Annotated in this window: 15 protein-coding genes; 9 read left to right on the forward strand and 6 right to left on the reverse strand. The window is 51.1% G+C overall.

Features of this window, described 5'->3' with window-relative positions:
- The first annotated feature begins 12 nt into the window (after positions 1-12).
- A complete protein-coding gene (siiF, locus tag NA389_RS04170; protein WP_079917077.1) occupies positions 13-2079 on the forward strand; it encodes an SPI-4 type I secretion system protein SiiF in 2067 nt (688 codons plus the stop codon).
- A gap of 276 nt (positions 2080-2355) precedes the next feature.
- On the opposite strand, the gene NA389_RS04175 is transcribed toward siiF, so the two are convergent.
- Positions 2356-2637: a YjcB family protein gene (locus tag NA389_RS04175; RefSeq protein ID WP_000719058.1), complete on the reverse strand. Its 282-nt coding sequence runs from the start codon at positions 2635-2637 to the stop codon at positions 2356-2358.
- A 563-nt stretch (positions 2638-3200) separates the two neighbouring features.
- Here NA389_RS04175 and NA389_RS04180 point away from each other — a divergent pair.
- Positions 3201-4802, forward strand: a complete 1602-nt coding sequence (locus tag NA389_RS04180; RefSeq protein ID WP_000083636.1) for an EAL domain-containing protein — start codon at positions 3201-3203, stop codon at positions 4800-4802.
- Here the strand turns inward: NA389_RS04180 and soxS are convergent.
- Positions 4790-5113, reverse strand: coding sequence for a superoxide response transcriptional regulator SoxS (gene soxS, locus NA389_RS04185; RefSeq protein WP_000019483.1), 324 nt, complete (start codon positions 5111-5113; stop codon positions 4790-4792). The two genes, NA389_RS04180 and soxS, sit on opposite strands and share 13 nt — an antisense overlap.
- 86 nt (positions 5114-5199) lie before the next feature.
- On the opposite strand from soxS, the gene soxR reads away from it, so the two are divergent.
- The 4 genes from soxR to NA389_RS04205 all read left to right on the forward strand — a co-directional run bounded on the left by soxR (position 5200) and on the right by NA389_RS04205 (position 10111).
- Positions 5200-5658: a redox-sensitive transcriptional activator SoxR gene (gene soxR, locus NA389_RS04190; RefSeq protein ID WP_000412686.1), complete on the forward strand. Its 459-nt coding sequence runs from the start codon at positions 5200-5202 to the stop codon at positions 5656-5658.
- A 292-nt stretch (positions 5659-5950) separates the two neighbouring features.
- Positions 5951-6619 (forward strand): glutathione S-transferase family protein, encoded by a 669-nt coding sequence (locus NA389_RS04195; protein WP_000958582.1) that lies wholly within the window; start codon positions 5951-5953, stop codon positions 6617-6619.
- Between the two features lie 346 nt (positions 6620-6965).
- Positions 6966-8315, forward strand: a complete 1350-nt coding sequence (gene ghxP / locus NA389_RS04200; protein ID WP_000106907.1) for a guanine/hypoxanthine transporter GhxP — start codon at positions 6966-6968, stop codon at positions 8313-8315.
- 149 nt (positions 8316-8464) lie between these two features.
- Positions 8465-10111, forward strand: a complete 1647-nt coding sequence (locus NA389_RS04205; protein ID WP_000402189.1) for a Na+/H+ antiporter — start codon at positions 8465-8467, stop codon at positions 10109-10111.
- Positions 10112-10205: 94 nt separating this feature from the next.
- Here the strand turns inward: NA389_RS04205 and NA389_RS04210 are convergent, their stop codons facing one another.
- A complete protein-coding gene (locus NA389_RS04210) occupies positions 10206-11093 on the reverse strand; it encodes a LysR family transcriptional regulator (RefSeq protein ID WP_000354962.1) in 888 nt (295 codons plus the stop codon).
- A gap of 103 nt (positions 11094-11196) precedes the next feature.
- Between NA389_RS04210 and NA389_RS04215 the strand changes: the two genes are divergently transcribed.
- Both NA389_RS04215 and NA389_RS04220 read left to right on the forward strand, forming a co-directional pair.
- On the forward strand, positions 11197-11607 hold the full coding sequence (locus NA389_RS04215) for a CidA/LrgA family protein (protein WP_000257347.1): 411 nt from the start codon (positions 11197-11199) through the stop codon (positions 11605-11607).
- Positions 11600-12289 carry an LrgB family protein gene (locus tag NA389_RS04220; protein ID WP_001067094.1) on the forward strand — a complete coding sequence of 230 codons (690 nt, stop codon included), beginning with the start codon at positions 11600-11602 and terminating at the stop codon, positions 12287-12289. Before NA389_RS04215 ends, NA389_RS04220 begins: the two co-directional genes overlap by 8 nt.
- A 38-nt stretch (positions 12290-12327) precedes the next feature.
- On the opposite strand, the gene actP is transcribed toward NA389_RS04220, so the two are convergent.
- The 3 genes from actP to acs form a co-directional block, all read right to left on the reverse strand.
- On the reverse strand, positions 12328-13977 hold the full coding sequence (gene actP / locus NA389_RS04225; protein ID WP_000832526.1) for a cation/acetate symporter ActP: 1650 nt from the start codon (positions 13975-13977) through the stop codon (positions 12328-12330).
- On the reverse strand, positions 13974-14288 hold the full coding sequence (locus NA389_RS04230) for a DUF485 domain-containing protein (RefSeq protein ID WP_000999620.1): 315 nt from the start codon (positions 14286-14288) through the stop codon (positions 13974-13976). Before NA389_RS04230 ends, actP begins: the two co-directional genes overlap by 4 nt.
- A 239-nt stretch (positions 14289-14527) precedes the next feature.
- Entirely contained in the window at positions 14528-16486 is a 1959-nt protein-coding gene (gene acs / locus NA389_RS04235) for an acetate--CoA ligase (RefSeq protein WP_000083874.1), read from the reverse strand.
- 431 nt (positions 16487-16917) lie between these two features.
- On the opposite strand from acs, the gene nrfA reads away from it, so the two are divergent.
- Complete coding sequence (gene nrfA, locus NA389_RS04240) at positions 16918-18354, forward strand: ammonia-forming nitrite reductase cytochrome c552 subunit (protein WP_000101786.1); 1437 nt, start codon at positions 16918-16920, stop codon at positions 18352-18354.
- Positions 18355-18382 lie beyond the last annotated feature (28 nt).

An 18382-nucleotide genomic window follows, 5' to 3' on the forward strand; every position in this document is an offset into this window, starting at 1 on the left:
GGGGGTTTACTTATGGATAAAAAACTAGAACCTTATTATTTAAGTGCGGAAACGGCATTATCTATAGTGTCTAAAAAATTCAACATAAAAATTGACATCAAAGAGGATGATATAAATTTAAGATTTAAAAAGTACGACAGAAATAACACTGACGACTCTATACAAATGAAGAATTTCTTTTTGTCGTTAGGGCTTTCTCTACAGGATATATTATTTAATAATGGTGAGGATTTACTAAATGAGCCTATGCCGATTTTACTATTAACACCAGAAATGAAGTGGATGGTGTGTGTGAGTGGCGGGCAAAAAATAAAGTTGGTAAACGCGCGCGGTGAACTCTGTTATGTTGAAATTGAAGATGAATATTTAAAAGAGTTATCTGCATTTAGTATACTACCTTTAAATAAAGTTGTTGATAGTATAAGAGTAAAAAATATCATAAAAAACTCTTTATCGATGAACAAGATTTTTTATACTAAATACTTCTTTTCATCTCTTTTTATGGCAATTTTTGCGTTAACTATCCCAGTATTTAGTAATCTATTCTATGATAAGCTTGTTCCAAGTGCTTCGGTTTCATCTTTATTTGGCGTGGCTATAATTGTTGCTGTATTTATTGTTTTTGAGTTTATTCTTCGTACTTCGAAAGATATTTATCAGTCTATCACAGCAAGGCAGGATGACGTCGATATTGATATCGCATTTCTTGAAGCGGTCCTTTATAGTAAAAAGAAAAATGGCAGATCCATGTCATCAGCATTTGTGCTATGGAATGAGTTTCAGAAAATTAAACCCGTTTTATTAAACTCGATCTTTCAACGTATAGCCGATATTCCAATATTTATTATATTTCTCATTGTTATATATGTAAATTTAGGTCTGGTCGTTATTGTCCCTGTTACCATGTTTATCTTCTCTATTATTATTTCCCTCGTTAACCACCATTATACTAATGAGTTAATGAACAAACAAAAAGAAGGACAGAAGAACAGGAATATCTTCATCTCAGAGGTTTTCTTATCTATTAAAATGATCCATACCTTAAATAATCAAGGTTTACTTTTTGATTGGGTCAACACATCAAATGAACAGTCGTATCTTAACCTGAAGATAAGGAAATTAAATCTTATCTATCAATCTATATTGGGGAGTATGTCATCTATTACCCAAATAACTATTATGGTAATAGCCTTTTTTATGGTAATCAAGGGTGATGTTACTACTGGCGCAATTGTTTCATCTGTCATTGTCTCTGGTCGTATTTCCGGGATCATTTCGAATTTTTCTTCTACATTAATCTCTATTTTATCAGCAGAAAAAACCGGTAAGGATCTGCTTTCTTTTTTTGATGAAGATCAGGCAGAAAAAACACCGGCATTACAGTCTATATCAAAGTGCAATGGCGATATCTCTATTCGGGGTGTGAGTTATCAGTATGACGCTCAATCTCCGATGATTATTAACCGACTGTCTATAGACATACCTGCGGGGCAGCGTGTCGCAGTGATAGGCGAATGCGGTGCAGGAAAAAGCTCATTACTGGGAATGCTATCTGGCTACCTTTCGCCAACAGACGGCGCCATCTTATATGATGGATATAACTTAGGGCATTTATCGCAGAACTTTTTTTCTCAGCATTTAAGCGTGGTGACGACACATGATGTTTTATTCACCGGAACCATTGAAAGTAATTTCGCGTTAAAACCGCAAAACGACAGGGGCCGGGTACTCAAGGCGCTCCATCTGGCGAACTGTGGTTTTATCTTGCAACATCCTATGGGGCTGAAGTTTCCGGTGAATTTTATGGCTAAAAACCTGTCATCCGGACAGCAACAGCAGTTATTATTAGCACGTAGTCTGAGCAGTAACGCCAGCGTCTTTTTATGGGATGAACCAACATCAAATCTGGATGAAAATACCGAGAAGCAAATTTTTGATAACTTAGATGAGTTTATTCATGGGAAAACGTTGATCATGGTGACGCATCGTCGATACCTGATAAAGTATTTTGACCGGGTCCTGGTAATGAAAGGTGGAAAAATAATCCGTGATTGTTCTCCGGATAAATTATTAACGTAAAATAAGCAGCGCTTGTCGCTGTTATCAGGCGGTACTACTTAATAAAAAAGACCCGTTGCACAAACGGGTCTTTTTGTCATTTAACGAGTCGGCAACGTCTTCAATAAGCTTCGCTCGATTCTGTTAGGGCTATTCCGCTTGCCATTTTTGGATAACCACACCTGGCGGCCCTCATCAACGGCTATGCGAGGGACGTAATTGTGCGCAAGGCTACCCCTGGCGCGCGATTCCGCGTTGAGATAACCGGTGGGCGGCTTCATCGGCAGCGATAGCGTATCAGGTCAGCACCATCGGCCATTCTGGCGGGGTCTGGCTCATCGTTTCGACCATTACGGCTTCAATGTTATGCCAGATCGCAGCGAGATCCATCATGGTAATACCGAGTAAACCGGTGGCAAACCAGCAGGCGGATACCACGCCCAGACCGCTACTGATCACCGCCAGACCAATATAATCTGATTTACGGAAACGGATATTGAGCGTGCTGGCTAAAAACATGAGCACGGCGCTCAACAGTTGCCAGCGGAGAAGAACGACACCAGTGGTTATGGCAGCCATGAAACATTTCCTCTGAATAGACCTTTGTCCAGGACAGCACGGCGTTGTTCCCGGGAAACGTGGGACATTCTGGCTATCAACGGACGTCACATCAACATCGAATGAAACATTGTTTCTGTTTCATTGTTTTTGTGAACTATATCACAAAAACAGACTTATTCGCCAGATCGGCAATGTATTTTTTGTGCGTTTTATACCCTTATTTTTTGTGTGACTTCTGCGCGTCCGTAGAGAAACAGCCGGAAAGCAAAGATGTATTATTACTACTCTTTTATTTTTTTTTCGTGAAATTCAGACCTGATAAAAATATCAAGTTATTTATCAAAAGAAAGGAGTAAAGATGTATACCCCATCGTTTACTTAGGTATAAATCTGATGTTATCAAAAATATTTAGCGTCCTGCCTGGTATGCGAGAGAGATTGCGCGTAGTTATTAATGGTAAATGTTGATCGGTAAAAGTCTGTTGCTAATATTGATATATTCATGCACCGTAAACCTCCGTTTGGTTCACGTCTTATTTTGCCAACAATAGTCACAAATAATGCAGGGAAATAGGCTGAAAATGAGTCAAAGCACACAACGCAAGGTGTTGAGATTTCTCGGAACGATCATTGTGGTGTTACTTCCTGTATTGCTGGCGATCTGGTTTGCTCATATCCGGGCAGTCTCTGAAACCAGAAATCAGTTACATTCATTTGCGCAGTTGGTATTAGATAAAACGGAGCGGGTTATCCTACAAGCAGATTTAGCCCGCGATGCTGCTGAACAATATCAGGGGCAAGCCTGTACGCCAGCCCATCAACAGCGAATGCTGAATATTATCCGCGGTCGTTTGTACATTAATGAGTTGATTTATGCTAAGGGCCAGCGTTTTCTATGCTCTACGGTTATGACGCCAACAAGTCCTTATTTTATTCCCCGCGCTGACTATAAACGAAAGCCTGACATCGCTATTTATTACTATCGTGATACGCCTTTTTTCAACGGTTATAAAATGACATATATGCAGCGGGGAAACTATGTCGCGGTTATCAATCCCTTATCTTATAGCGAGGTGATGTCAGACGATCCGGCGTTGGCCTGGGGAATGTATGATACGGTGACCAACACCTTTTTCTCTCTGAGTGAACAGGCGCAGGCTGATCACCTATTACCTTTGGTACGACGGAGTGAACCTGTGTTCCAACAGGGTGAGCGTTTTTATGCTCTGGTTAAATCAGCAAAACGACCGGTTGCCGCGATTGTGTCAACCTCAAAGCAACGCTTTTACCAGAACCTCTTTCATCAGCTTACGTTAACGCTACCGTTAGGGATCATCTGTAGCATTATCGTCTTATTTATGTGGTCACGATCCCGGCAGGCATATTACTCACCGCGTCGATTGCTGCAACGGGCCATTACCAGGCACCAGCTTTGCCTTCATTATCAGCCGATCATTGATATCCGAAACGGGACATGTGTAGGTGCCGAAGCGCTATTGCGTTGGCCGGGCTATCACGGTCCGGTGATGAGCCCGTGCGAATTTATTCCGCTGGCGGAAAAAGAGGGGATGATTGAGCAGATCACCGATTATGTCGTCGAAGAGGTATTTAATGATTTAGGTGGTTTTCTGGCCGCGCACCCGCATCTTTATGTCTCTATCAATCTCTCTGCCGCCGATTTTCTCTCTTCCCGACTAATTGTGATGATTCATGAAAAAACGCGTCAGCATTCAGTGCTTGCGCAACAGATAAAGGTTGAAGTGACCGAGCGCGGATTTATTGATGTGCCTAAAATGACGCCGATTATTCAGGCGTTTCGCCAGGCGGGATACGAGGTGGCAATTGATGACTTTGGTACCGGCTATTCGAACTTGCATAACCTGTACTCATTAAATGTCGACCTTTTAAAAATTGATAAATCTTTTGTCGACACGCTAACCACTAATAGCGCCAGCCATTTGATTGTGGAACATATTATTGAAATGGCGCAAAGTTTGCGGCTAAAAATCATTGCGGAGGGGGTTGAAACGGCTGAACAGGTTAGCTGGTTGCTAAAACGCGGCGTTCAGTATTGTCAGGGATGGCACTTTGCGAAGGCGTTACCACCGCAGGAATTCATCTCCTGGCTACAACAAACGCCCGCGCCTCTGACGATACGCGGACAGACGCCCTACAGGCGGTGACGGTAATCGCTGGGAGTGCGATCGAACTCGCGGCGGAATACACGCGAGAAGGTTTGCTGCGATACATAGCCCAGGTCCATCGCGATATCAAAAATCGGGCGCTCGGTCGTTCGTAGCTCAACGGCCGCCAACAGGAGACGGCGCTGGCGAATATACTCGCCTAATGTTTGATGCGTTACCGTACGAAACATCCGCTGCAAATACCACTTGGAGTAGCCCGATTTTTTTGCCACCACATCAATGTTTAGCGGTTGGTCGATATGTTCATCAATCCATTCGATAAGGGTCTGAATTATCTGCTGATGCGACATATTGTTGCCTCTTAAACAGTATTCGATTCGTCGTTTTGTCTGCGGGCGAGTATAATTCCTCAAGTTAACTTGAGGTAAAGCGATTTATGGAAAAAAAATCTCCCCGTTTAAAAGCCTTACTGACGCCGGGGGAAGTTGCGAAACGTAGCGGTGTTGCTGTGTCCGCCCTGCACTTCTATGAAAGCAAAGGGCTAATTACCAGTATCCGTAATAGCGGTAACCAACGGCGATACAAGCGTGACGTGTTGCGTTATGTCGCGATTATCAAGATCGCCCAGCGTATCGGCATCCCGCTGGCAACTATCGGCGACGCGTTTGGTATCTTGCCGGAAGGACATACGTTAAGCGCGAAAGAGTGGAAGCAGCTCTCCTCGCAGTGGCGCGAAGAGTTAGACCGACGTATTCATACGCTGGTGGCGTTGCGCGATGAGCTGGACGGTTGTATCGGCTGCGGCTGTTTATCGCGTAGCGACTGTCCGCTGCGAAATCCAGGCGACAGGCTTGGCGAACACGGGACGGGCGCCCGGCTACTTGAAGATGATTAACATGCACTCGGCCATCGGGCTGAGTTCACCTAAAACTAAAGCGCCGCTAAGGGCGCTTTAGTTTGTTTCCGGTCTTTGTCTTTCGCTCTATCCCGCTGATTACAGGAGGGTTTCCCCCGACGTCAACACCCCTCATATCGAGCACGTGGTGGAGGTTCCGGTTTGTGTTGATACTGTAAGTGTAAGCGATGACGCCCTGTTCGCCAGCGAAATGCTGATTTTTTAGCCGAAATTTTTACGGCAACTGCCATAATTTTCTATAGTTAGTTGGCATACCTTACAGGAGACAGCCATGCTGACGGTGCACCATTTAAATCAGTCTCGTTCGCAGCGCATCCTCTGGGCGCTGGAAGAGCTGGCGTTGCCTTACCGGATTGTGCGTTACCAGCGTGAAAAGACCATGCTGGCGCCGCCGGCATTGAAAAAAGTGCATCCGCTGGGCAAGTCTCCGGTTATCGAAGATCACGGTATGGTTATTGCGGAATCGGGCGCCATCCTGGAATATTTGCAGGACACTTACGACAGTATCGGACGCTTTAAACCTGCGGATGCGCAGGGGAAACAACACTATCGATTCTGGCTACATTACGCTGAAGGTTCGCTCATGCCCTTGCTATTGATGAGACTGCTCTTTACCTCTCTGGGTAAACCGCCGGTACCATTGGGCCTGCGAACGTTGGGCGGCGTTATCGGTAAGGGCGCGCAAAAAGCGTACCTCAATCCGCAACTGGAAACCCATGCGCGCTTTATTGACGGGCATCTGGCAAATCACCCCTGGTTTGCCGGAGAGCAGTTAAGTATGGCGGATATCCAGATGAGCTTCCCGCTATTTGCGCTGCTTGCCCGAGGCGGGATCGCTCATCTCGACCATATCAACGCATGGAAAGCGCGGGTAGAAATGCGTCCAGCCTGGCAACGAGCGATTCAGCAGGGCGGTCCGTTTACCATTCCTGGCGGATAATGGCGTTTTTGTGAGCAGATTGCGCAACGTATTTGCTAACAGCGATGCGAAAAATTGTTGCTGGATTGCGCAGGGACGATAACGTTTGCGCACCGTCTGGCGATTTATTGAGCATACTAAGCAGAAAAGCATAAAAAGCGGCAAAGTTCAGTTGAAAAAGCGTTGATGATCGCTGGATAATCGTTTGCTTTTTTTTGCCACCCGTTTTGTATACGTGGAGCTAAACGTTTGCTTTTTTGCGGCGCCCCGGTTGTCGTAAATGTAGCACAAGGAGATAACGTTGCGCTGTTAGTGGATTACCTCCCGCGTATACCGACGAATAATAAATTCTCAGGGGATGTTTTCTATGTCTACGCCTTCAGCGCGTACCGGCGGTTCACTCGACGCCTGGTTTAAAATTTCACAACGCGGGAGCACCGTTCGCCAGGAAGTCGTTGCTGGCTTAACCACGTTTCTTGCGATGGTTTACTCCGTCATCGTGGTGCCAGGGATGCTGGGTAAAGCCGGGTTCCCGCCTGCCGCCGTCTTTGTAGCGACCTGCCTGGTCGCCGGCGTCGGCTCTATCGTTATGGGGCTTTGGGCGAATCTGCCGCTGGCTATCGGTTGCGCTATCTCGTTGACAGCGTTTACCGCGTTTAGCCTGGTCCTGGGGCAGCATATTAGCGTCCCGGTCGCGCTTGGCGCCGTATTCCTGATGGGCGTACTGTTTACCGTTATCTCCGCCACCGGCATTCGTAGCTGGATTTTGCGTAACTTGCCACAGGGCGTGGCCCACGGAACCGGTATCGGTATTGGCCTGTTTTTGTTGCTGATTGCCGCCAACGGCGTCGGCCTGGTCATTAAAAACCCGCTGGATGGCCTGCCGGTCGCGCTGGGCGATTTCGACACCTTCCCGGTGATTATGTCGCTTGTGGGGCTGGCTGTTATTCTCGGTCTGGAAAAGCTGAAAGTCCCCGGCGGCATTCTGTTGACCATTATTGGCATTTCTATTGTGGGTTTGCTCTTCGATCCTAACGTCCATTTTTCCGGCATTTTCGCCATGCCTTCGTTGAGCGATGAAAACGGCAACTCGCTGATCGGCAGCCTGGATATTATGGGCGCGTTAAACCCTGTCGTTCTGCCAAGCGTACTGGCGCTGGTGATGACGGCGGTGTTTGATGCGACCGGAACGATCCGTGCGGTCGCAGGGCAGGCTAATCTGCTGGACAAAGATGGACAAATTATCGATGGCGGTAAAGCGCTAACCACCGACTCCCTGAGTAGCGTTTTCTCCGGCCTGGTCGGGGCGGCGCCTGCGGCGGTGTATATCGAGTCTGCGGCCGGTACGGCGGCGGGTGGTAAAACGGGCCTGACGGCGATTACCGTGGGCGTGCTGTTTTTGCTGATCCTGTTTCTTTCGCCGCTCTCTTATCTCGTTCCCGTCTACGCAACCGCCCCGGCGCTCATGTATGTCGGTCTGCTGATGCTGAGTAACGTGGCGAAAATCGATTTTGCTGATTTCGTCGATGCGATGGCGGGGCTGGTAACGGCTGTATTTATTGTACTGACCTGTAACATTGTCACCGGGATTATGATCGGCTTTGCCACGCTGGTCGTCGGGCGTCTGGTTTCCGGCGAATGGCGTAAGCTGAATATCGGAACTGTCGTCATTGCGGTCGCGCTGGTCGCTTTTTATGCCGGCGGCTGGGCTATCTAGTTCTGCCTTCATTCTGAAAAACGGGCGGCGTTGGTCGCCCGTTTTCATTTTCAGGACACATCACGTTACCTTTTGCGTTAATCTGAAGAAGGTGAAACCGAGGCATGATGCCTTTCTCCATCATAAAAAACATCGCAAACAGGGAACGCATGGAAATTTTCTTCACAATACTCATCATGACCCTTGTGGTCTCGCTGTCGGGGGTATTTACGCGTGTATTACCCTTCCAGCTTCCTTTACCCCTTATGCAGATCGCCATTGGCGCGCTGTTGGCGTGGCCGACGTTTGGTTTGCATGTGGAATTCGACCCGGAACTCTTCCTGGTGCTGTTTATTCCGCCGCTGCTGTTTGCGGATGGCTGGAAGACGCCGACCCGTGAATTTCTTGAGCATGGACGAGAGATTTTCGGGCTGGCGCTGGCGCTGGTCCTGGTAACGGTCGTTGGAATCGGCTTCCTGATTTATTGGCTGGTGCCCGGCATTCCGCTGATCCCCGCCTTTGCACTGGCCGCCGTGCTGTCGCCGACCGATGCGGTAGCGCTCTCCGGAATTGTGGGCGAGGGGCGTATCCCGAAAAAAATCATGGGCATTCTGCAGGGAGAGGCGTTAATGAACGACGCCTCCGGTCTGGTATCGCTGAAATTCGCCGTCGCGGTGGCGATGGGGACGATGGTCTTTACCGTCGGCGGCGCGACGCTGGAGTTTTTTAAGGTCGCTATCGGCGGTATTCTGGCGGGTTTTGTGGTCAGTTGGCTGTATGGCCGCTCGCTGCGTTTTTTGAGCCGCTGGGGCGGCGATGAACCCGCGACGCAAATCGTCCTGCTGTTTCTGCTGCCCTTCGCGTCTTACCTGATTGCCGAACATATTGGCGTCTCAGGCATCCTGGCCGCGGTTGCCGCCGGGATGACCATCACCCGTTCTGGCGTAATGCGCCGCGCGCCGCTGGCAATGCGTTTGCGCGCGAACAGTACCTGGGCGATGCTGGAATTTGTCTTTAATGGTATGGTCTTTCTGCTGTTGGGACTGCAATTGCCGGGTATTCTGGAATCTTCGCTGGCGGCGGCGGAAGCTGACCCGAATGTCGAAACCTGGATGCTCTTTACCGATATCGTGCTGATTTATGCGGCATTGATGCTGGTTCGCTTCGGCTGGCTGTGGACCATGAAAAAGTTCAGCCTGCGCTTTTTGAAGAAGAAACCGATGGAGTTCGCCAGCTGGACGTCGCGTGAAATTCTGATTGCTTCCTTCGCTGGCGTTCGTGGGGCGATCACCCTGGCTGGTGTGCTCTCTATACCGTTACTTTTGCCGGATGGCAGCGGATTTCCGGCGCGTTATGAACTGGTATTCCTGGCGGCTGGCGTCATTCTGTTCTCGTTGTTTGTCGGCGTGATCATGCTGCCGCTGCTGTTGCAACATCTGGAAGTCGCCGATCATGCGCAACAGTTGAAAGAGGAGCGTATCGCCCGCGCGGCGACGGCGGAAGTGGCGATTGTCGCCATTCAGAAAATGGAAGAGCGTCTGGCGGCGGATACCGAAGAAAACATCGATAATCAGTTGCTTACTGAAGTAAGCTCGCGTGTCATTGGTAACTTGCGTCGCCGTGCCGATGGGCGAAACGATGTCGAAAGCTCCATACAGGAAGAAAACCTGGAGCGACGTTTCCGTCTGGCGGCGCTGCGTTCCGAACGCGCCGAGTTGTATCATCTGCGCGCCACACGAGAAATCAGCAATGAAACATTGCAAAAGCTGCTGCACGACCTGGATTTGATGGAGGCGTTACTGATAGAAAATCAGTAGTCCTTGTGGCCCGGTGGCACCATGCTTACCGGGCCTACAAGTAGGCCGGATAAGGTGCTTGCGCCGCCATCCGGCAAGGGTTTTAACCCATGGCTTACGGTTGTTTCAGCCAAAACCCTTCGCAACAGGTTAACCATGCCCGGGCGCTGTGCGACAGATACACGCCCTCTCGCCAAATCATGCCCAACTGCCAGCGGAGATCGCTTTCCAGCGGTAGCCAGCGCAGCGTGGCCTTATCCAGACGCTGACAAATCGGCTCCGGTAAAATGGCGATGCCGACGCCCGCTTGCACCATGGCGGCGAGAAAATCCCATTGCCCGCTGCGCACGGCAATCCGTGGTTTTACGTCATGCTGGCTAAATAAGGTCATCAACTGGCGGCTCAGGGCAAAGTCTTCGTTGTAGATAAGAAGAGGATGCTCCGCCAGTGCTTCAGGCGCGATGGAGTCGCAGGTTGTCCACTGACCGGAACGGGGAACCAGCACGCACAGCGGATGACTGAACAGCGATAACGTCGTTAGCCCGCTCGCTTCTTCCACCGGGAGCGCGGTCATCGCAACATCCAGCTCGCCATTCATTACCGCCTGCTGTACCGTCAGGCCGCCAAACTCCGAAATTTTGAGTTCAACGCCAGGGTAGCGTTGTCGAAACAAACTGATTGGCCCGGCCATCAACATGCCGACCATCGGGGGAATACCCAGCCGCAGCACGCCCTTATTGAGATGGTTAATATCGCTCAACTCGGCCTCTAACTGGCGAAACTCAGCGAGGATCGCCAGACCGCGTTCAAACACCACGCGTCCGGTATCGGTCAGCAATAACTTACGTCCGTCGCGGATCAGTAGCGTACAGTTAAGCTCATCTTCAAGATTTTTCAGCATCTTGCTAATGGTTGGCTGGGTGACAAATAACTTCTCCGCTGCGCGGGTGAAACTTTGCTGGCGCACCACCTCGACAAAATAACGCAGCGTTCTGATATCCATGATTATTCCTTCCGACTATGCCTGCAATGATTTTAATTCATTTCTGCCCGTGACGGAGGTTCTCTATACTGGCGCTCCGTATTATTTTTCAGGACATTCCCTCATGGCTGTGGCGATAAGCCGCGTTACGCCTGCCGTTGTGCAACGACTCCAGGTACCGGTTCAGGTACTGCTCTATGCAGGTTTATTTATTTTTTCCCAATATCTTGTCTCCTGGCTGCACCTGCCGTTGCCCGCGAATCTGGTCGGCATGGTGCTTATGTTGGCGCTGATCGTTTGCCGGATTATTCCGCTTAGCTGGGTACGCGCAGGCGCACGCTGGCTGCTGGCGGAGATGCTGTTATTCTTTGTTCCCGCTGTCGTGGCGGTAGTGAACTATGCCCATCTGTTACTGGTGGACGGCTGGCGCATCTTCTCGGTGATAGCGATCAGTACCTTAATGGTACTCGGCGCGACGGCGTGGGTGGTGGATAAAGTGTATCGCTATGAGATGAGCAGGCTAAACCGTGAATAACGTTCAGTTAAGCGTACTGTGTCTGGTGATTACGCTGGGGATTTACTTCGCCAATAAGCGTCTGTATCGCCGTTTTCGCAAACTGCCGTTGATGCCATTAGTGTTGACGCCAGCACTGCTGGTGTTAATGCTGGTGTTCGGTCATATCTCCTGGCAAAACTATATTGGTGAATCGCACTGGCTATTGTGGCTGCTCGGCCCGGCGACCATTGCCTTTGCGGTGCCGGTGTACGATAACCTCGCGATTATCAAACGTCACTGGATGTCGCTCACCGCGGGCGTAGTGACGGCGACGGTGGTGGCGGTCACTAGTTCCGTTTGGCTGGCGCGTCTGTTCACGTTATCGGATGAGATTCAGCGTAGTCTGGCGGTACGTTCCGTTACTACGCCGTTTGCGCTGGCGGCGGCAGAACCCCTGGGCGGGCAGCCGGATCTGGTGGCGCTGTTCGTGGTCGTCACTGGCGTGTTTGGCATGGCGGTCGGCGACGCGCTATTTTTGCGTCTCTCTATCCAGGAAGGCATGGCAAAAGGGGCAGGATTCGGCGCGGCGTCACATGGGGCGGGCACGGCGCGTTCCTATGAACTTGGTCAGCAGGAGGGTGTCGTCGCCAGTCTGGTAATGATGCTGTCCGGCGTGGTGATGGTGCTGGCAGCCCCGCTGGTGGCGAGGGTAATGTTCTGATTTTCCTCCGACCCACAGGGCCGGAGGAAACGGTAAGATTAATGCGCACGCCCTTGTTGTACGCCGAATCCCGTTTGGGAGCGGATAAACTGAGCGCGGAACTGCTCACGTTCACGGTTGCCTTCTGCCGAGTTATCGGTGGCCGAGAAGAACCAGATTCCCAGGAACGCCACGCTGATAGAGAACAGCGCCGGATACTCATACGGGAAGATCGCTTTTTCGTGGCCGAGGATCTGCACCCAAATGGTAGGGCCAAGAATCATCAGCACCACCGCTGTCAGTAAACCTAACCAGCCGCCCAGCATAGCGCCGCGCGTGGTCAGTTTTGACCAGTACATGGAAAGCAGAATGATGGGGAAGTTGCAGCTCGCGGCGATAGCAAACGCCAGGCCCACCATAAAGGCGATGTTCTGATTTTCAAACAGGACGCCGAGGATAATGGCGATCACGCCCAGCACCAGGACGGTGATTTTCGACACCTTCAGCTCTTCACGTTCGGTTGCGCCTTTGCGGAACACGTTGGCGTACAAGTCATGCGACACCGCCGATGCGCCCGCCAGCGTCAAACCAGCAACCACCGCCAGAATGGTGGCAAACGCCACTGCCGAAATAAAGCCGAGGAACAGGTTGCCGCCTACCGCGTTGGCCAGATGTACCGCCGCCATGTTATTGCCGCCAATCAGCGCGCCCGCGGCATCTTTATAGGCGGGATTCGCCCCCACCAGCATGATAGCGCCGAAGCCGATAATAAAGGTCAGAATGTAGAAATAGCCCATAAAACCGGTAGCGTAGAACACGCTCTTGCGCGCTTCGCGGGCATCGCTGACCGTAAAGAAACGCATCAGAATATGCGGCAATCCGGCGGTGCCGAACATCAGTCCCAGACCCAACGACAACGCGGAGATCGGATCTTTCACCAGCCCGCCCGGACTCATAATGGCTGAACCTTTCGGGTGTACCGCCATGGCTTCGGTAAACAGATTATTGAAGCTAAAGCCGACGTGTTTCATCACCATAAAGGCCATAAAACTGGCGCCAAACAGCAACAGGACGGCTTTGATAATTTGCACCCACGTTGTCGCCAGCATCCCGCCGAACAGCACGTACATCATCATCAGTACGCCGACCAGTACCACGGCGATGTGATAGTTGAGGCCGAACAGCAGTTCAATCAGTTTACCGGCGCCGACCATTTGGGCGATGAGATAAAGCGCCACCACTACCAGGGAGCCACAGGCCGAAAGAATACGGATTGGCCCCTGTTTCAGGCGATAAGAGGCAACGTCAGCAAAAGTATAACGTCCCAGATTACGCAGGCGCTCGGCAATCAAAAACAGGATGATTGGCCAGCCGACAAGGAAGCCCAGCGAATAGATCAGCCCGTCATAACCGGAGGTAAACACCAGCGCGGAAATGCCGAGAAATGACGCGGCAGACATATAGTCGCCGGCAATCGCCAGGCCGTTCTGGAACCCGGTGATATTGCCGCCTGCGGTGTAGTAGTCGCTACGGGAACGTACGCGTTTAGAGGCCCAGTAGGTAATACCGAGCGTAAACACGACGAAAATCAAAAACATGATAATCGCCTGCCAGTTGGTGGGCTGGCGTTCAACCGCGCCGCTAATGGCATCCGCCGCATGAGCGGCGAAGGGGAGTGCGGCGGCAAGCGCCGTCAGAACTCTCTTCATAATGCTTTCACCTCATGCAGTACGGCGTTATTAAGACGATCGAATTCGCCATTCGCCCGCCAGATATAAATTCCGGTCAACACAAAAGAAATCACAATCACCCCGACGCCAATGGGAATTCCTCGGGTGACGCTGGTTCCCGCATGTAGAGGCGTGCCCAGCCAGCCAGGCGCGAAGGCGATCAGTAAAATAAAGCTGATATAAACCGCCAGCATGATAACCGACAGAATCGTGGCAAACCGTTGCCGTTTTTCGACTAATTCCCTGAAACGCGCACTGTCTTCTATCCGCTGATAAATTTGGTCATTCATCACAGAGCTCTCCAGAGGTCCCCCTGCGTCTTTCGCGCTACAGGCGCGTTGGCCGCACTCGCGCGCCCCAGCCACATAGTGAACTATGCTGCTGAGGATGTGCTCGCTTGCCGCCTTCCTGTAACACGAAATCCTTTGGGGGAGGTTTTTTTATATTTCCCTCTCCCGGTTTGAGAGAGGGCAGGGGTAGGGTCGTAGGCCGGATAAAACGCATTCGCGTTGCCATCCGGCATTTATGGTTATGACGGCATCGCGATGGCCTGCTTCTCTTCGAGCAGTTTCTCCACCACGCCAGGATCGGCGAGAGTCGAGGTATCGCCCAGATTGCTGGTATCGCCCGCCGCGATTTTGCGCAAAATGCGGCGCATAATTTTGCCGGAACGGGTTTTTGGCAGTGAGTCGGTCCAGTGCAGCACGTCCGGCGTCGCCAGCGGGCCAATCTCTTTACGTACCCAGTTGCGCACCTCCGCGTACAGTTCTGGCGACGGCTCCTCGCCGTGGTTGAGCGTCACATAAGCGTAAATCGCCTGGCCTTTGATAGCGTGTGGAATACCCACCACCGCCGCTTCGGCGATCTTCGGATGCGCCACCAGCGCCGATTCGATTTCCGCCGTACCCAGACGGTGGCCGGAGACGTTTAACACGTCATCCACGCGACCGGTGATCCAGTAATAGCCGTCTTCATCGCGACGCGCGCCGTCGCCGCTGAAATACATATTCTTAAAGGTAGAGAAATAGGTCTGCTCAAAACGTTCATGATCGCCGAACAGAGTGCGCGCCTGGCCCGGCCAGGAATCGGTGATGACCAGATTGCCTTCCGTCGCGCCTTCTTGCGGATGGCCTTCGTTATCCACCAGCGCAGGCTGTACGCCAAAGAAAGGACGGGTGGCGGAACCGGCTTTCAGTTCGATAGCGCCTGGTAGCGGCGTGATCATAAAACCGCCTGTTTCAGTTTGCCACCAGGTGTCGACGACCGGACATTTTTCCTTGCCGATCTTCTTCCAGTACCATTCCCACGCTTCGGGATTGATCGGCTCGCCGACGGAACCCAGAATGCGCAGTGAAGAACGGTCGGTGCCTTCAATGGCTTTATCGCCTTCCGCCATCAGCGCGCGGATGGCCGTTGGGGCGGTATAGAGAATGTTGACCTGGTGTTTGTCGACCACCTGGCACATGCGAGCGGGCGTTGGCCAATTCGGCACGCCTTCAAACATTAAGGTGGTCGCGCCGCAGGCCAGCGGGCCATACAACAGATAGCTGTGCCCCGTCACCCAACCCACATCGGCGGTACACCAGTAAATATCGCCAGGGTGATAATCAAAGACATACTTAAAGGTGGTCGCGGCGTAGACCAGATAGCCGCCGGTGGTGTGCAGCACGCCTTTCGGCTTGCCGGTGGAGCCGGAGGTATAAAGGATAAACAGCGGATCTTCGGCATTCATCGCTTCAGGCTGGTGCTCAGGGCTGGCTTTTTCAATCAAATCGCGCCACCACAGGTCGCGGTCTTCTTGCCAGTCAATGTCGCTGCCGGTGCGCTTCAGGACGATCACATGCTCAACGCTAGTGACATTCGGGTTTTTCAGCGCGTCATCGACATTCTTTTTCAGTGGGATACTGCGTCCGGCACGTACACCTTCGTCAGCGGTGATCACCAGCCGCGAGCTGGAGTCGATAATGCGTCCGGCGACGGCTTCCGGCGAGAAGCCCCCGAAGATCACCGAATGCACCGCGCCGATGCGGGCGCAGGCCAACATTGCCACCGCCGCTTCCGGCACCATCGGCATATAAATCGCTACCACATCGCCTTTTTTAATGCCCAGATCCAGCAGTGTATTCGCGAAACGGCAGACATCGCGATGCAGTTCGCGATAAGAGATATGTTTACTCTGCGACGCGTCATCGCCTTCCCAGATAATGGCGGTGCGATCGCCATTTTCCTGCAAATGGCGGTCAAGACAGTTCGCCGCCAGATTCAGCGTGCCGTCCTCGTACCATTTAATCGACACATTGCCTGGCGCAAAGGAGGTGTTTTTCACTTTTTGGTACGGCGTGATCCAATCGAGAATTTTTCCCTGTTCGCCCCAAAACGTATCGGGGTCGTTAATAGACTGTTTATATTTAGTCTCATACTGCTCTGGATTTATCAGGCAACGATCCGCAATGTTGGCGGGAATGGCGTGTTTATGTGTTTGGCTCATGCTGTTGTTCTCCTTGTAGGATGTTAATAATATGTCGCATAAACGTTAAATGTAGGGTCTTAATAAGTTTTGTTTAGTATTTGGGCGACAGATCACGCAAAAAGGGAACTGTGCAAATAAGCAGCAATCTATTTTTTGATTGTGTCCCGCAAAATTAGATAAATTTTCGGGATAACATGACGTTATATGAAATTTTTTAAAAAAGTGATCCGTGTCTGGAAATCAGAAAAGAGAGGGAGTTTTGTCCAGGTTACTAACTCTAAAGTGGTATTTTACATACACTTACAATTGATTAAAGACAACATTTTAAGTGTGGTTATTTGTTACACATAGAGGAGATCAATGTAATAACAGTATTTGTGCGGTTGCTGTTATGGAAAACGATAAAAAATCGCCATTAAAGATAATGGCGCAATCTGGATGAGACCTCTATGGCAAGGAAAACACTACGCGCACGCCGTTTCTTCAGCCTTATATTTCCTTTTTTCTTCATTACCTCTGTTTACGCTGAGCAAACGCCTGTATCCGCAAAAACCGTTACTGTTGAAGCGAAAAATGAAACGTTCGCGCCTCAACACCCCGACCAATATCAGTCATGGAAAGCGACGTCAGAACAGTCTGCCCGTGAAGATGCGCTGGCGGAAGACCCTCGTCTGGTGATCCTGTGGGCGGGCTATCCCTTCTCCCGTGATTACAACAAACCACGCGGCCACGCGTATGCGGTAACTGACGTGCGCGAAACGCTGCGTACCGGCGCGCCAAAAACGGCGGAAGACGGCCCGCTGCCGATGGCCTGCTGGAGCTGTAAAAGCCCCGATGTCGCGCGCCTTATCCAACAAGAAGGCGAAGACGGCTACTTCCATGGCAAATGGGCGCGCGGCGGCCCGGAAATTGTCAACGATTTGGGCTGTGCCGACTGTCATAACACCGCGTCGGACGATTTCGCCCAGGGGAAGCCCGCGTTAACGTTGTCGCGCCCCTATGCTGAACGGGCGATGGAGGCTATCGGCAAACCGTTTGATAAAGCGGGACGATTTGATCAGCAATCGATGGTCTGCGGCCAGTGCCACGTGGAGTACTACTTTGACGGTAAAAACAAAGCCGTTAAGTTCCCGTGGGATGAGGGCATGAAAGTCGAGAACATGGAGCAATACTACGACACTATCGCCTTCTCTGACTGGACTAACTCTCTGTCCAAAACCCCGATGCTCAAAGCGCAGCACCCGGAATATGAAACCTGGAGCGCGGGCATTCACGGTAAGAACAACGTGACCTGTATTGACTGCCACATGCCGAAAGTACAGAACGCCGAAGGCAAGCTCTACACCGACCATAAAATCGGCAACCCGTTCGACAATTTCGCGCAAACCTGCGCCAACTGCCACACCCAGGATAAAGCGTCCCTGCAAAAAGTGGTCGCCGAGCGTAAACAGGCGATTCATGACCTGAAAATCAAGGTTGAAGATCAGCTGGTACATGCGCACTTCGAAGCGAAAGCCGCATGGGATGCGGGGGCGACAGACGCGGAAATGAAACCGATTCTGAACGATATTCGCCACGCGCAGTGGCGTTGGGATCTGGCGATTGCGTCACACGGTATTCATATGCATGCCCCGGAAGAAGGTCTACGGATGTTAGGCAGTGCGATGGATAAAGCCGCGGATGCCCGTACTAAACTGGCGCGACTGCTGGCGACCAAAGGCATTACCCATGAAATTCCGCTGCCGGATATTTCGACGAAAGAGAAGGCGCAGAAAGCGATTGGTTTGAATATGCAACAAATCAACGCGGAGAAGCAGGACTTCCTGAAAACGGTCGTACCGCAGTGGGAAGATCAGGCGCGTAAAAACGGTCTGTTAAGCCAATAACCCCATTCCGCCCCGTAAGGGGCGGATA

This window comes from Salmonella sp. NW645 (genome assembly GCF_051703725.1).
Taxonomy (GTDB): domain Bacteria; phylum Pseudomonadota; class Gammaproteobacteria; order Enterobacterales; family Enterobacteriaceae; genus Salmonella; species Salmonella enterica.